This is a genomic window from Bradyrhizobium sp. UFLA05-89 (assembly GCF_059803475.1).
Map to the genome: position 1 here is coordinate 1 of NZ_JBANBA010000162.1, position 14,375 is coordinate 14,375.

Annotated in this window: 14 protein-coding genes and 1 pseudogene; 10 read left to right on the plus strand and 5 right to left on the minus strand. The window is 64.4% G+C overall.

The features are described 5' to 3' along the window. The first annotated feature begins 8 nt into the window (after positions 1–8). Together SO139_RS42735 and SO139_RS42740 are read left to right on the plus strand one after the other, a co-directional pair. Positions 9–502, plus strand: a pseudogene (locus tag SO139_RS42735) (carboxymuconolactone decarboxylase family protein). Further along, complete coding sequence (locus tag SO139_RS42740) at positions 499–1,416, plus strand: NAD-dependent epimerase/dehydratase family protein (protein ID WP_449383568.1); 918 nt, start codon at positions 499–501, stop codon at positions 1,414–1,416. Before SO139_RS42735 ends, SO139_RS42740 begins: the two are co-directional and overlap by 4 nt. 25 nt (positions 1,417–1,441) lie before the next feature. On the opposite strand, the gene SO139_RS42745 is transcribed toward SO139_RS42740, so the two are convergent. After that, positions 1,442–2,866 carry an MFS transporter gene (locus SO139_RS42745; protein WP_498541921.1) on the minus strand — a complete coding sequence of 475 codons (1,425 nt, stop codon included), beginning with the start codon at positions 2,864–2,866 and terminating at the stop codon, positions 1,442–1,444. 140 nt (positions 2,867–3,006) lie between these two features. Here SO139_RS42745 and SO139_RS42750 point away from each other — a divergent pair, with 140 nt between their 5' ends. The 8 genes from SO139_RS42750 (at position 3,007) to SO139_RS42785 (ending at position 10,289) form a co-directional block, all read left to right on the plus strand. Next, positions 3,007–3,426, plus strand: a complete 420-nt coding sequence (locus SO139_RS42750) for a hypothetical protein (protein ID WP_449383570.1) — start codon at positions 3,007–3,009, stop codon at positions 3,424–3,426. Positions 3,427–3,502: 76 nt separating this feature from the next. Then, complete coding sequence (locus tag SO139_RS42755) at positions 3,503–3,790, plus strand: hypothetical protein (protein WP_449383571.1); 288 nt, start codon at positions 3,503–3,505, stop codon at positions 3,788–3,790. A 9-nt stretch (positions 3,791–3,799) separates the two neighbouring features. Next, positions 3,800–5,224: a TolC family protein gene (locus SO139_RS42760; protein WP_498541922.1), complete on the plus strand. Its 1,425-nt coding sequence runs from the start codon at positions 3,800–3,802 to the stop codon at positions 5,222–5,224. Positions 5,225–5,237: 13 nt separating this feature from the next. Further along, positions 5,238–6,569, plus strand: coding sequence for a multicopper oxidase family protein (locus SO139_RS42765; RefSeq protein ID WP_449383573.1), 1,332 nt, complete (start codon positions 5,238–5,240; stop codon positions 6,567–6,569). Between the two features lie 35 nt (positions 6,570–6,604). Beyond that, the gene (locus SO139_RS42770) at positions 6,605–7,060 is read left to right on the plus strand and encodes a cupredoxin domain-containing protein (RefSeq protein WP_449383574.1); all 456 of its coding nucleotides are present in this window, start codon (positions 6,605–6,607) and stop codon (positions 7,058–7,060) included. Between the two features lie 15 nt (positions 7,061–7,075). Continuing rightward, a complete protein-coding gene (locus SO139_RS42775; RefSeq protein WP_498541923.1) occupies positions 7,076–7,369 on the plus strand; it encodes a copper-binding protein in 294 nt (97 codons plus the stop codon). Between the two features lie 275 nt (positions 7,370–7,644). Beyond that, positions 7,645–9,786, plus strand: coding sequence for a flagellar biosynthesis protein FlhA (flhA, locus tag SO139_RS42780; protein WP_449383576.1), 2,142 nt, complete (start codon positions 7,645–7,647; stop codon positions 9,784–9,786). Between the two features lie 302 nt (positions 9,787–10,088). Beyond that, positions 10,089–10,289: a hypothetical protein gene (locus tag SO139_RS42785; protein WP_449383577.1), complete on the plus strand. Its 201-nt coding sequence runs from the start codon at positions 10,089–10,091 to the stop codon at positions 10,287–10,289. A 327-nt stretch (positions 10,290–10,616) separates the two neighbouring features. Here the strand turns inward: SO139_RS42785 and SO139_RS42790 are convergent, their stop codons facing one another. From SO139_RS42790 to SO139_RS42805, 4 genes are read right to left on the minus strand one after another with little or no spacing between them, the layout of a single operon-like run. After that, positions 10,617–11,825, minus strand: coding sequence for an NAD(P)/FAD-dependent oxidoreductase (locus SO139_RS42790; RefSeq protein WP_498541924.1), 1,209 nt, complete (start codon positions 11,823–11,825; stop codon positions 10,617–10,619). Positions 11,826–11,860: 35 nt separating this feature from the next. Next, positions 11,861–12,790 carry a formylglycine-generating enzyme family protein gene (locus tag SO139_RS42795; RefSeq protein ID WP_498541925.1) on the minus strand — a complete coding sequence of 310 codons (930 nt, stop codon included), beginning with the start codon at positions 12,788–12,790 and terminating at the stop codon, positions 11,861–11,863. A gap of 13 nt (positions 12,791–12,803) precedes the next feature. Further along, positions 12,804–13,028 (minus strand): hypothetical protein, encoded by a 225-nt coding sequence (locus SO139_RS42800; protein ID WP_498541926.1) that lies wholly within the window; start codon positions 13,026–13,028, stop codon positions 12,804–12,806. A gap of 53 nt (positions 13,029–13,081) precedes the next feature. Next, positions 13,082–14,041: a helix-turn-helix transcriptional regulator gene (locus SO139_RS42805; RefSeq protein WP_449383591.1), complete on the minus strand. Its 960-nt coding sequence runs from the start codon at positions 14,039–14,041 to the stop codon at positions 13,082–13,084. Positions 14,042–14,375 lie beyond the last annotated feature (334 nt).

Sequence of the window (14,375 nt, forward strand, 5' to 3'; positions counted from 1 at the left end):
GAACAACAATGACCAAACGCATCGACTACGACGAGATCGCTCCGAACGGCCTAAAGGCGCTCGGCGGCGTCTATGGCTATGTCATGCAGAGCTTCCCGCCGAGCTGGTTGAACTCGTATATTTGCGTGTCTCGCAGATCAACAACTGTGCCTACTGCCTCGACATGCACACCCGCGACCTCATCAAGAGAGGCGTAAAAGTCGAGAAGCTCGCGCTGGTGCAGGCCTGGGCCGAATCCGGCGATCTCTTCAGTCCGCGTGAGCGTGCCGCGCTTGCTTGGGCCGAAACCGTGACTCGCGTCTCGGAGACCGGCGTGGGTGTTGAGGCTTTCCGGGCCGCGTACACAGTCTTTGCGGAAAAGGAACTGGTCGATCTCACGATCGCAATCGGCCTGATGAATGCCTACAACCGGATCGCCATCAGCTTCCGGAAAACGCCGCAGGCAATACTCGAACATGAGCGCGTGCGTCGGAGCGCGAGCAGCCAGGGAGCTTCGTTATGAAGATATTCGTTGCTGGCGCGACCGGCGCCGTGGGCCTTCCGCTTGTGCGGGCGCTATGCACGCTTGGTCATCAGGTGACCGGCATGACACGCGCCGGTCCGGGCGCAGACCGTCTCCGCGAACTTGGCGCCTCGGCCTCCGCCGCTGACGCATTCGATCCGAAGGCAGTACGCGATGCGATCGAGGCGGCGGCGCCGGATGCGGTGATTGACCAATTGACCTGGCTTCCCGCCAATCCCGCCGACACCATCAAGTCCATGCCCAATGATACCCGCCTTCACCGTGAGGGCGGGAGGAATCTACTCGCTGCGGCCAACGAGCTCGGCGTCAGGCGCTACATCCTGCAGTCGCGTGGCTTTTACCTCGATGCTCCCCGAGGACAACTCGCCGACGAGACCGCCAAACTCCGCTATCACGCGCCCGGCGAGATCGGCGAGAGCACGCGCGCCATCGGAGCGTATGAGGATCGTGTCCTGGCGTCGGCAGCCCTGGAGGGCGTGGTTTTGCGCTATGGCTTCTTCTACGGTCCCGGCACGTGGTACCGCCCGGACGGAGCCATCGCCGAGCAGGTGCGTAATCGCGAGTTGGCGATCATCGGCGAAGGCAACGCCGTCTGGTCCTTCGTCCACATCGATGACGCGGTCGCCGCAACGGTTGCCTCAGTGAGAGCTGAACCCGGGATCTATAACGTCGTGGACGACGATCCGCTGTCCATCTCCGAATGGCTGCCGGCCTTCGCCCGCTGGGTCGATGCACCCGAGCCGTCACGGGTGAGCGTGGAAGAGGCGCTGAAGACCGTGGGCGAGGAAGCGGTCTACTACCATACGAAGCTGACGGGTGCCTCCAATAGCCGCGCTAAAGCGAAGCTCGGGTTTGCGCCGCGCCCGTTGCTTTGGAAAAGGCCGCCCAGGTGAAGGCAGATTGCGCGATGATCCTCTTTTACCCCTGATTTGCCCGACGCGTCAAGCTAATTTCTGTAAATCCGCAATCACGTCCGGCGGGCGTCACGTACTGTGCATGGGGTTGTTTTTCAGATTTTGATGGAGAGCGCCATCGGGGCCGCTCCCGCGTCAGGTCGCAAACCCCGGTCCGGCCTTCGCCGCGTTTCATGCGCGAGCGGATCAGGAGCAGCGCGACGATGCCGATGTTGAGCGCATTCCACGCCACGCCGTTGGCGAAGGCGGCGGCGTAGGAGCCGGTGGCATCAAAGATCACGCCGGAGATCCAGCCGCCGAAGGACATGCCGAACACGGAGGCGAAGATCACGATGCCGACGCGGGTCGCCGCTTCGCTGGCCGGCATCGCCTCGCGCACGATGATGGCGTAGCTCGGCACGATGCCGCCCTGGAACAGGCCGAACATCGCGGAAATCAGAAAGAGCGAGGTCAGGCTGTCGAAGAACAAATAGAAGACGAGCGCAAAACATTGCGCCAGCGATCCGACCAGCAGCGTACGGATGCCACCGATCTTGTCGGCGAGGTAGCCGGAACCGATCCGGCTGACGATGCCGCAGCCCATCATCAGCGACAGCATCTCCGCGCCGCGCGCCACGCCGTAGCCGAGGTCGCCGCAATAGGCGACGATGTGGACCTGCGGCATCGCCATCGCCACGCAGCAGGAGATCGAGGCGATCGACAGCAGCACCGTCAACGTGTTGGTCGACAGCCCGAGATCGACGCGCGGCGGCGGCGCGTTGGCGTGATTGCGAACCTTGTCGTCGCCGATCTGGGCGCGCAGGATCAGCACCAGCATCGCCATCGTGCTCGCGCAGACGATGCCAATTCCAATGTGGGTCATGCGCCAGCCGGCGGTCTGCACGCCCCAGTTCACGATCGGCGGCCACATCGCGCCCGCGATGTAATTGCCGCTTGCCACGATCGTCACAGCGAGGCCGCGATAGCGCTCGAACCAGTGCGAGGCTTCCGCCATCAGCGGCGCAAAAGTCGCTGATGTCCCGAGCCCGATCAGGAAATACACCGCCACGAACTGCCAGAGCTGGGTCGACACCCCGGCCAGCACGTTGGCGACGCCGAGAAAGGCGATGCTGATCGCCATCGCCGGCACGATGCCGAAGCGATCGGTGATCTTGCCCGCGATCACGCCACCAAGGCCGAAGCCGAACATCATGAGCGTGAAGGCCAGCGACACCGCGCCGCGCGTGGCTGCGAATTCGGCCTGCACGACGGGGATCACGACCACGACCGCCCACATGCCGACAGCGCCGATCGACCCGATCACGAGCGCAAGCACGAGCCGCACCCAGGCCTGACGCGAATCAGGGGTGAAGCCGGCCGGACGTTGCGGGTGATTTGGCGCGTGCACGGCGCGACCTTCTTCGGTGACCGCCTTGCGGTCAAGCATCATGCTACGATGTTGGGCATGCGCGGTGCACTGCGGTAGGAAGAGCTTGGCGGAACCAGGCTTTGCCATTACTTTGTAATCTGCGTGTGCATCATTGCCGCGCGAGGGCATGTGACGGGATGTTGTTGCAATTGACGCGATCGATGCGGATCAAGGTGGGGCGGTTCGTCGCCCTCGCCTATCTGTTCTGCGTTCTCGCGCCGGCAGCAGCCCTTGCCTGGGGCAGCAGTGCCGCGCCGTGCCTTGGCGATGATCTGCAGACCGTCGTTCTCGCGCCGGAGCACCATCACGGCGCGAGCCAGATGCACGCCGACGGCGGCCATGATCACGCCGCTGCGCATGCGCATCACCAGACCGTTGCGCAGGATGCGCCCGCACAACATCATCATGACGGCAAGGGCACACCTGGCCCCTGCTGCGCGATGATGTGCGCGAGCGCGCTGCCGGCCACCCTGCCCGACGTCGTCAAGCCGGTCCAGCCGATCTCGGCCTGTGCGCCCGAGATCGCGGTGAGCCTGCACAGCGAGGCGCCGCCCCTGCTCTACCGTCCTCCCATCGCCTGATCTGACGTCACGACGTGAGGCCTCGCGCATTTTGCGCGCACGGGCTCGTGGTCATCAGACAGATCAGGGATTACCCATGCTTACGCTTCCCGGGGCGAGGTTTGCCGCCGCATCTGCGGCGCGCGGACGGCACTTTGGATTCATCTGGCCGATCCTGGCTACAACGGCGCTCGCGTTGTCCGGCTGCATGCCCGCGACAACAGCGCCGCACGCGAGCGCTGATCCTGCCGATCCCGCAGCGAAAGCCGCGCGCGTCGATTATCGTTCGACGATCGCGCCTTACAGCAGCCTGCGACCCGCGACGCCTGCGCCATGGCGCGAGCGCAACGACAGTGTCGCGCCGCCAACGAAGTCGGATCGGTAGGAGAGCGCCGTGGCACACCCATTCGCGCGCGGCCTGCTCGCATTCGCCGCGCTTGGCCTTTCCGGCTGCGCTGCGTTCTCGCCGGACAGCGGCATGAGCACCGTCGCGGACCTGACCAGCCGGACCATCAACAAGGATGTCGCTTTCGTGCGGACGGCCGAGGGGGCCGACGCAGTCAACGACGGCGTTCGCCGCCTGCTGTCGCGCGCGCTGAGCGCGGATGCCGCCGTGCAGATCGCGCTGCTCAACAACAAGGGGCTGCAAGCAGCCTATAACGAGCTGGCGCTGGCCGAGACCGATCTCGTCGAGCAAAGCCTGCCGCCGAATCCGGCCTTCTTGGTCTCGCGGATTTCGGGCAATGGCGCCAGCGAGGTCGAGCGGCAGGTGGTCGGCGACATACTGGCGCTGGCGATGCTGCCGTTCCGTTCCGAGATCGCCCGCGACCGTTTCCGTCAGGCGCAGCTGCGTGCGGCGCTGGCAACACTGCGGCTCGCAACTGACACGCGGCGCGCCTATGTCCGCGCCGTTGCCGCCAACGAGATGGCGGCACTGCTGACCGATGCGAAGTCGACGGCGGAGTCCACCGCGCAACTCGCCGTGAAGCTCGGCGAGACCGGCTCGATCAACAAGCTCGATCAGGCCCGCGAGCAGGTGTTTTATGCCGAGACCACCGCCGATCTCGCCACCGCCCGCCAGGCGGCAACGAGCGCGCGGGAGCGGCTCGCGCGGCTGATGGGGCTGTGGGACGACGGCCTCGACTTCCGCCTGCCCAATACGTTGCCGCCGCTGCCGCGCCGGACGCTCGCGCTACCCTCGATCGAGACCGATGCGGTCGCCCATCGCATCGACCTGCAGATCGCGCGGCTCGAGCTCACGGCGCTGGCAAAGTCGCTCAATCTTACGGAGGCGACGCGCTTCGTCACGCTGCTCGATCTCGCCGGCATCTCCCGCCGCACGCGGGATCCTGAAGGCGCGCCATTCCGCGAGCGCGGCTTCGACGTGCAGTTCCAGATCCCGATCTTCGACGGTGGCGAGGTGCGGGTGCGGCAGGCGTCCGAGACCTACAATCTCGCCTTCAATCGCCTCACCGAGCGGGCGGTCAACGTGCGCTCGGAAGCACGCGATGCTTATCGCGTCTACCGCTCGACCTACGACATCGCCAGCCACTACCAGCGCGAGATCCTGCCCCTGCGCAAGATCATCACCGAGGAGATGCAGCTTCGCTTCTCCAGCATGCAGGTCGATATTTTTGCGCTTCTGACCGAGGCACGCCAGCGCCTCGCCTCGCTGCGCGGGGCGATCGACGCGAAGCAAAAATTCTTCCTTACGCAGTCCGATTTGCAGACCGTCGTCAACGGCGGCGGAGCGCCTGCGGGCGGCAGCGACAATTCGACGACCATCGCCGCGGCAGCGCCTGCCGATGGCGGGCACTGAGATGGAGGCCAGCATGTATTCCCGCAGAGGATTTTTAGGCACCGCCGCACTTGCAAGCGCGTCAGCGATCAGCGGCCGCATTCAGGCCGCATCGATTCCGGAAGCCCCGCACATGGACAAGGTGGTGATGCAGCCGCCGTTGCATCCGGCCAGCGGGCCCGACTATCGCCCCGTCGTCACGCTGAATGGCTGGACGCTCCCGTTCCGCATGAACGGTGACTGGAAGGAATTCCATCTCGTCGCCGAGCCCGTGGTGCGCGAATTCGCCGAAGGCATGAAGGTCAACCTCTGGGGCTATAACGGCCAGTCGCCGGGCCCGACCATCGAAGCCGTCGAGGGCGACAAGGTCCGCATCTTCGTCACGAACAAATTGCCCGAATACACCACGGTGCACTGGCACGGCATGATCGTGCCGAGCGGCATGGACGGCGTCGGCGGGCTCAATCAGCCGCACATCCCGCCCGGCAAGACCTTCGTCTACGAGTTCGAGATGAAGAAGAGCGGGACCTTCATGTACCACCCGCATTCTGACGAGATGGTGCAGATGGCGATGGGCATGATGGGCATGGTCGTCGTGCATCCGCGCGATCAGGATTTCCGGCCCGCCGACCGCGACTTCGTCTTCGTGATGAGCACCTATCGCGTCGACCCCGGCACTTATTTGCCAAAGGTCAACGAGATGACCGATTTCAACATGTGGACCTGGAATTCGCGGGTATTTCCCGGCATCGATCCCTTAGCCGTGCGGCTCGGCGACAAGGTGCGCGTGCGCATCGGCAATCTCAGCATGACCAACCATCCAATCCATCTGCACGGCCACAGCTTTGCGGTGACCTGCACCGACGGCGGCTGGATTCCCGAGAGCGCGCAATATCCGGAGACGACGACCGACGTGCCGGTCGGCGCCGTGCGCGTGTTCGACGTTCTCGCCGACAATCCCGGCGACTGGGCGTTCCACTGCCACAAGTCGCATCACACCATGAACGCGATGGGCCATGACATGCGCAATCTCATCGGCGTCTCGAAGAAGGATCTCGCGCGTGCGGTCGGCAAGCTCGCGCCCGACGCCATGGTGATGGGCCAGTCGGGCATGGCGATGGGCAACATGGAGATGCCCGCGCCCAACAACACGCTGCCGATGATGATGGGCTCAGGCCAGTTCGGGCCGATCGAGATGGGCGGCATGTTCACAGTGATGAAGATCCGCGAAGGCATGGCGCGCGACGATTATAGCGATCCCGGTCCCTATCAATTCCCGCAAGGCACCGTCGCCTATGAGGTCGCATCACCGGCCGCGGAGCCGGCACGGCAGCAGAACGCACCGATGAAGAAAATGAAGATGTGAACGAACGTTTCGACGACCAGCAACTGGAGAACAAGATGAAGAAGACGACAATGATCCTACTTGCCGCACTTTCGCTTTTGGCCGCGCCTGCACTCGCACACGAGCATCATGCCCATGAGAGCTTTTCGGCCGGCGAGCCCGGCGATCCCAACAAGCCGGCGCGCATCATCGAGATCGCGCTGAGCGAGATGGCCTATGAACCCTCGCGCATCATCGTCAAGCGTGGCGAGCAAATCCGCTTCGTGCTGCGCAACGTCGGCAAGGAGGACCACGAATTCCTGCTCGCCACCACGAAGGAAAATCTCGCGCATGCCGAGGTGATGAAGAAGCATCCGCATATGGAGCACGACGACCCCAACGGCGTGAGGCTGGCGCCGGGCAAGACGACCGAGATCGTCTGGAAATTCACCAAGGCCGGTACGTTCGAATTTTCCTGCCTGATTCCCGACCACCGTGACTACGGCATGGTCGGCCGTGTCATCGTGAAGTGAGCAATGGAGACTCCCATGAACCGCATCGCCGCCGCTCTGGCGCTGAGCATCGGCCTGTCTCTCGGCGCGCTCGCTGCCGAGGGCGCCGCGATCAGCGGCGAGGTCAAGAAGATCGACGAGGGCGCAGGCAAGATCACGCTCAAGCACGGACCGGCCAAAAGCCTCGGCATGGATGAGCCGATGACCATGGTCTACCGCGTCAAGGACCCGGCGGTGCTGAAGCAGGTCAAGATCGGCGACAGGGTCACCTTCGAGGCCGAGGAGGCGGCGTCGGGGTATACGGTGACCAAGATGCAGAAGGCGAAGTAGGGCGCCTGCCACAACCACCATCATTCCGGGGGCGGCTCGAAGAGCCGAACCCGGAATGACGCCGCGTTTTGATCCCTTCCCCGTCCCTCTCGTTAACCCTTTGCTAACCATACACCGGGCAAAAATTGCCGGGTGAAGTCGAGTGTCGTCGGCCGCGTAAAACGGGAGCTCCCGTGGACGCCAGTGCGGTGCCTCACTTTCGGAACGGTGGCCCATCGGCCGCCGCGCAGACGTTTGGCGCGCGTGGGCGGCAATCGCGCGGGGAGGCAGCAACGATGGTCGACGTCACTGCAGGTCAAGGCGTGGGCAGCCCGAAGCCCGGCCTCCCCTCCCTCACCGAGATCGGCAACATCCTCAAGCGCGGCGACATTGCGCTGGCGCTCGGCATCCTCACCATCCTGGTGGTGCTGATCCTGCCGCTGCCCTCGATCGTGCTCGACCTCTTCCTGGCGATCTCGATCACGCTCTCGATCCTGATCCTGATGACCTCGCTATTCATCCAGGCGCCGCTGGAATTCTCCGCCTTCCCGACCATCCTCTTGATCTCGACCATGCTGAGGCTCTCGCTCAACATGGCTTCGACCCGCCTGATCCTGTCGCGCGGCCATGAGGGCACGGATGCGGCGGGCCACGTCATCGAAGCCTTCGGCAACTTCGTGATGGGCGGCAATTTCGTCATCGGCATCATCGTCTTTGCCATCCTGATCATCGTCAACTTCGTCGTCATCACCAAGGGTTCGGGCCGCATCGCCGAGGTCGCGGCGCGCTTCCACCTCGATGCCATGCCGGGCAAGCAGATGGCGATCGACGCCGATCTGTCCGCAGGCCTGATCGACGAGAAGGTCGCCAAGGAGCGCCGCAAGGCGCTGGAGGACGAAAGCGGCTTCTTCGGCGCCATGGACGGTGCCTCGAAATTCGTCCGCGGTGACGCCATCGCCGGTCTTCTGATCGTCTTCATCAACGTCGTCGGCGGCATGATTATCGGCGTCGCGCAACAGGGCCTCTCCTTCGCCGACGCCGGGCGCAGCTACACGCTGCTGACCGTCGGCGACGGCCTCGTCACCCAGGTGCCGGCGCTGATCGTCTCGACCGCGGCCGGCTTGCTCGTCTCAAAGGCCGGCGTCTCCGGGGCCGCCGACAAGGCGCTGATGAGGCAGTTCTCCGGCTATCCGCAGGCGCTCGCGATGTCGTCGGCAGTGATGATCGTGCTGGCGATTCTGCCGGGCATCCCGACCATCCCTTTCCTCGCGTTGGGCGCCGGCGCCGGCGCGCTCGCCTGGTCGGCGCGCAACCACAAGCGGAGCACGGCCAGGGCCGAGGCGGCCGCCAAGGCCGCTCCTGCCCCCGGAACGCCGGGCGCGCCCGGCGCCGCCGCGGCGGAGGAGCCGATCTCGGCAGCGCTCAAGATCGACGATCTCAAGATCGAGCTTGGCTATGCGCTCCTGCCGCTGGTCAACGGACCCGACGGTACCGACCGCCTCACCGAGCAGATCAAGGCGCTGCGCCGCTCGCTTGCCATCGAGATGGGTTTTGTGATGCCGGCTGTCCGTATCCTGGACAACGTCCAACTCGAAGCAAACACCTACATCATCAAGATCAAGGAGGTCGACGCAGGCACCGGCAAGATCTGGCCGAACCAGTTCATGGTGATGGACCCCGCGGGCAACCAGGTGCAGGTGCCAGGCATCCACACCACTGAACCGACGTTCGGCCTGCCCGCGACCTGGATCGATGCCAGCCTCAAGGAAGAGGCTTCGCTCAAGGGCTACACCGTCGTCGACGCCGCGACCGTGCTTTCCACCCACCTCACCGAACTGCTCAAGACGAATATGTCTGATCTCTTGTCCTATGGTGAGGTGCAAAAGCTGCTCAAGGAGCTACCGAAGGAGCAGAGCGAGCTGGTCAAGGACATCGTGCCGGGGCAAGTCACCATCTCCGGCATCCAGCGCGTGCTGCAACTCCTGCTCGCCGAACGCATCTCGATCCGTGATCTTTCGACCATTCTTGAAGGCATCGCCGACTCGCTCGCCTTCTCGCGCAATCCCGCGACCATGGTCGAGCATGTCCGCGCCCGCCTCGCCCGGCAGATCTGCGCGCAGAACACTTCCTATAACGGCTACCTGCCGCTGATCGCGCTGTCGGCGAAGTGGGAACAGGCCTTTGCCGAATCCATCATCGGCCAGGGCGAGGAGCGCAGCCTCGCGATGCAGCCCTCGAAACTCTCGGAGTTCATGACCGCCGTGCGCGAGGCCTTCGAGCGTGCGGCACGTGAGGGCGAGGCGCCGGTGCTGGTCACCTCTGCGGCAATTCGTCCCTTCGTGCGCTCCCTGGTGGAGCGGTTCCGCGCCCAAACCACCGTGCTGTCGCAGGCGGAAATCCATCCGCGGGCGCGGCTGAAAACGGTCGGAAGCATCTGATTTGCTTCTGATTTGCTAGAGTTCCGTCTGTGTTTTTTCGCCACAGGCAACTGGTTTTTGTAGTTTTTGGGCAACCCGCTGATATGGTTCAGGAACTACCTACCACTTAGCTAACGGACTGAGTTACCTTAATAAATACTCACGATCGCGATTTTTCGATCGCGATCGTTCACGTGTTTTCACGCCCTTGTGATCGCCCCTTGGGAACGAATCCACCCAATACTAGGTTGTTGGGCACCGAAGGCATGAACCTCGCCGATGAAGCCGGCGACTACTTCGGTAGATGGCGGCAGGAGGCTTCCATGAACCACTCGATCTACAGCGCGGATCGATCGACCCATCTCAAGATCGTGGTCGTCGCCCTCGTTGTTGGCGTCGCGGTGGCGGGCCTCGGCATCACGGCGCGATCGGGTTCCGATGACGGCACGACCCAGACCGCCCGCGTCATCAAGGCCGGCAAGCCGGTTGTGATCACCAGTTCGAACGCTTCACTCGTTCGCTAAGGAGATTGAACGGAATTCAGGAATTCACGTGGCTCTTTACCAGCCCCCCAAAGTCGCCATGTGGATATGTAGACGACCCCAACCCCAAGTCGACTACAGAAAGCGCCCGCCCCCCACGGGCGCTTTCTCATGTCTGGGGTGCTGATTTTCCCTGCGGGCGACGATCGCCGCCGAGACGGCACGCTACATCTCCCCACCCACCACCGTCATTCCCCGCGAAAGCGGGGAATCCAGTACGCCGCGGCTTCTCCGTAACCTCGCGCTGTCTCTGGAATACTTAATCGTCCGCATTCGCGGACGATGACACGGAGAAGGCGGCGGGCGCGGTTATTTCCTCGGCGGCGGTGCCTGCACCGTCGGCGCGGCAGCGGCGAACAGATCTTCTTTCCTGCCGGTGAGCGGCGGGTAGATGCGCTGGTGATTGATGATGTGCTTCGTCGCTTTCGCCGCAGCGCCTGTCGTGCGCACCTCTCTGTCCCAGCCTTCAGTATAGAGCGCGCCCCAGCCGCCGAGATCGAGCACCGTCACATACCAGTCGATCTGCAGCGGCAGCAGCGGCTGGCCGACGAGATCGGCGACCACATTGTGGCCGGCGAAGCGGCCCATGGGGCGGGCGAACTGGCAGGACATCACGGTCGGATGCAGCCCGTCGACCACGCTCGAGGCGACATCGCCGGCGGCGAAGATATGGGGGAGATCGGCGATGCGCATAAAGGGATCGACCAGGATGCGACCCAGACGGTCCCGTTCGACCGGAAGCGTCGACGCAATCGGGCTCGCGCGCATGCCGGCGCACCAGATCACCGTCTGCGTCGGAATGACTTCGCCGGAGCTCAAGCGGACGCCGGCCGCATCCATCGCCTCGACCCGCACGCCGAGACGGGTCTCGACATCGAGCGCTGCGAGCGCCTCGTTGATGACGGGACGGGCCCGCTCGCCGATGGTCGCGCCGACAACCGGGTTCGGATCGACCAGGATGACACGGCCGCCGGCGATGCCGGCCCGCGCGAACCGGTCCGGCATCTCGGCGGCGACCTCGATACCGGTGAAGCCGGCGCCGACCACCAACGCCGTCGTTCGCCCCTGCGCCAGCGCGCTGCGGCCAAGCGCGTCGAGATGGTTTTCAAGCTTTCCGGCTGCGGCAAAAGTGTCGACGTCGAATGCGTACTCGGCGAGCCCTGGAATATTCGGCCGCGGCACCTCACTGCCGAGCGCCAGCACCAGCCGATCATAGGCGAGGGTTTCGCGCGCGCCATTCGCGGCAATGGTGACGCTGCCTTTCGCCACCTCGATAGCTTCGACGTCACCGAGTCTGTGACCGACACCGACGGGATCGAGCAATTCTGAAAGCGGAAGAGCAACCTTGCTCAGATCCACCTCGTAATTGCGCACGCGGATGTTGTGATAGGGATTGCGGTCGATGACGAGGATCTCGATGTCGCTGCCGGCCGCACCGATCTCGTCGCGCTTGCGCGCAGCGCCGATGGCGGCCCATAGCCCCGCGAACCCGGCACCGAGCACAATGACACGCGCCATCCCAAGTCCTGCTGCCCTAGTCCTGCCTGCGCAGCCTACGGCCCGAGCGTCCGCGCCACGCGCACACTCATATAGCTCATCCGGTTCGGCGGGCCAAACCAAAGGCGCGCGGCGGAGCGGCGGGTCTGGAGCGCGCGGCTGAAGGCGCCGCCGCGCAGAACGTGGCCTCTGCAATCATCCGTGATCCACGCCGAGCCATCATTCGGCGCGCCAACGTAGTTGTCGTGCCAACAATCCTCGACCCAGTCGTAGACGCTGCCATGGACCTCGAAGAGGCCGAAGGGATTAGCCGATGGCAGCGTGGATGCCGTGGTCGCGATCGTCACGATGCCGATATCGGCGACCAGATCGGCGGCCGCGATATCGGCCAGATGCGGATCGGCGCCATCGCCCCACCAAAAGGCGGTGGTCGTGCCGCCGCGCGCGACATATTCGCGCTCGGCTTCGCTCAGGAGCCGATAGGGACGCCCCGTCAATCGCGACAGCCACTGCACGTAGTGGCTGGCCTCCTGCCAGAGGATGCCGCTCACCGGATCGCGCACGTGCTCCGGCTCGGTCGGATGAGGATTGCAGGCCTTGGCCGCCACGCAGGCGCTCCACTCATCGACGCTGACGGGCCAACGTCCTGCAGCGAAGCGCGGCAACGTCACTTGGTGCTGCGGCCGCTCGTCCTCGGTGCTGCCCACCTCACTTGCGCTCGCCCCCATCATGAAGCTGCCGTCGGAGACGACCACCATCTCGGGGCAATGCGCGCATTCCCTGAAGCGATCCTTGGGCCTGAGCGCCGCTTCCTCGCCGCGCGAGAGCGGCTTTGACAGGCGCATGTCGAGGATCGCGGCATCGGTGCTCGCCAATGCCAGGCTGATCGGAGCCTGCTCAATGGTTTGCGCCGACGCGATCGGTGCCGAAAGAGCGGACATCAGCAAGGCTAACAGGGCAAACGGCCGGTCAATGAACCCGCCCATGAGACCCTCCCGGTCACGTCAGTGTGACCTCTAAAATGACTTCTTCAAAACGTGCTTCGAACTTCTGCGAAGCTCGCCGGCGAGCGGCACAATTGCGTGCGAAAAGCGGCGCCGCGGTTCTCGTCAATGCGATGATGATGCGAGGTGAATGTTTCAGGCGTGTTTCACGGCGCGCGAAAGCAGCTTCGCGATGAAGCGCTTTACCGCTTTTGACGGCGACAAAACGTCTCAATTTCACGCGCGGCGTGCGCCGGCTGCGAATTCACGACATGATTGCAGGCATCGGCGCGATCACGCCTCGCGCAGCTCCGACGGAGTCGCGCCGAACCGCTTGCGGAAGGCGCGGTTGAAATAGGACAGATCCGCAAAGCCCGAGGAATGCGCGATGTCGCTGATCTTGCGTGCGCGCGATCGCGGATCATGCAGCAGCTTTCGCGCGAGCAGCAGGCGCTGCTCGAGCACGAACTCGGTGAAGGTGGTGCCCGCTTGCTCGAATAGGCGCTGCGCCTGACGCGGGCTGAGGCCCGAGCGTCCGGCGATTTCCGACAGGCTGAGATCGCTGCGCCCCAGCGCCGACATCACGTCGGCGCGCATCAGATCGAGACGCGCGGCGGCGTGGCCGCGACCGCGGGCAAGCGCGGCATGCTCCGCATCGGTACCGAGCAGGAGGCCAACGAGATCGACCATGTGCTGCGCGGTGAGGCGCTGGCCAACCGCATCGAGATGCGGCGCGTGATTGGCGGCGAGCGCATGATAGCGCGTGATGGTTTCGGCGACCGCACCGTCGGAGAGGAGTTGCGAGATCTTCTCCTCGGCGCGCGGATTGATCTCGAGCAGCGCGCGGCGCGGCATGCGAATGGTGGTGAAACGATCCTGCTCGGTATGGCCGACGGTGCCGGTGACGCTGAGATCGGCGAGCACCATCTGCGACGGCACGAGCTCGATGGTGTGGCCGTTCTGCTGGACGCGGACGAGACCCGAATGCGCGGAAATCAGCACGAGATCGTCACAGCCGTCGGCGAGGCCTTCTCGCGTGCGCGAGAACTGCGCGGAGGCGCCTTCGGGAATTCCGAGCACGATGTTGCCGACCAGGCTGACCTGCAGTCGGCAATCGATGCTGTCGCCGCGGCTGGGCGCGACGTCGAGCCCGCACGATCCGAAAGCCCGCTCACGCCAGTGCTCGAACGCCGGGCCGTGCGGCAGCCCAGTATACTGATGAATGAAGATGCCCGGCGGCTTCGCTGGATCCAGCATTCGATATCTCTCGCCCCTTCACTCCGGCGCGAACCGCGCCGGCACAGCCAAATTGCGCGAATTTGACGCAGTGAAACGGAAGGAGGTTCAAATGGGGCGCTGGAGACCGCTCGAATTGTCGGGGTGCGACGCTGAGATGGACCATAGCGACACCGCAGACCGGAGAACTACGGACTCAGCCATCGCGAGTGTGGAAGACGCGCTTGTCGCACTCTCGCTGTCATCGCCCGCCTTGTGCGCAATTGCGCCCCGGGGCGGGCGATCCAGATGCTATGGGGTAAGCGGCGACTGGGGTAAGCGGCGGTGAGGGTGTGGACACCCCTCGAACGCC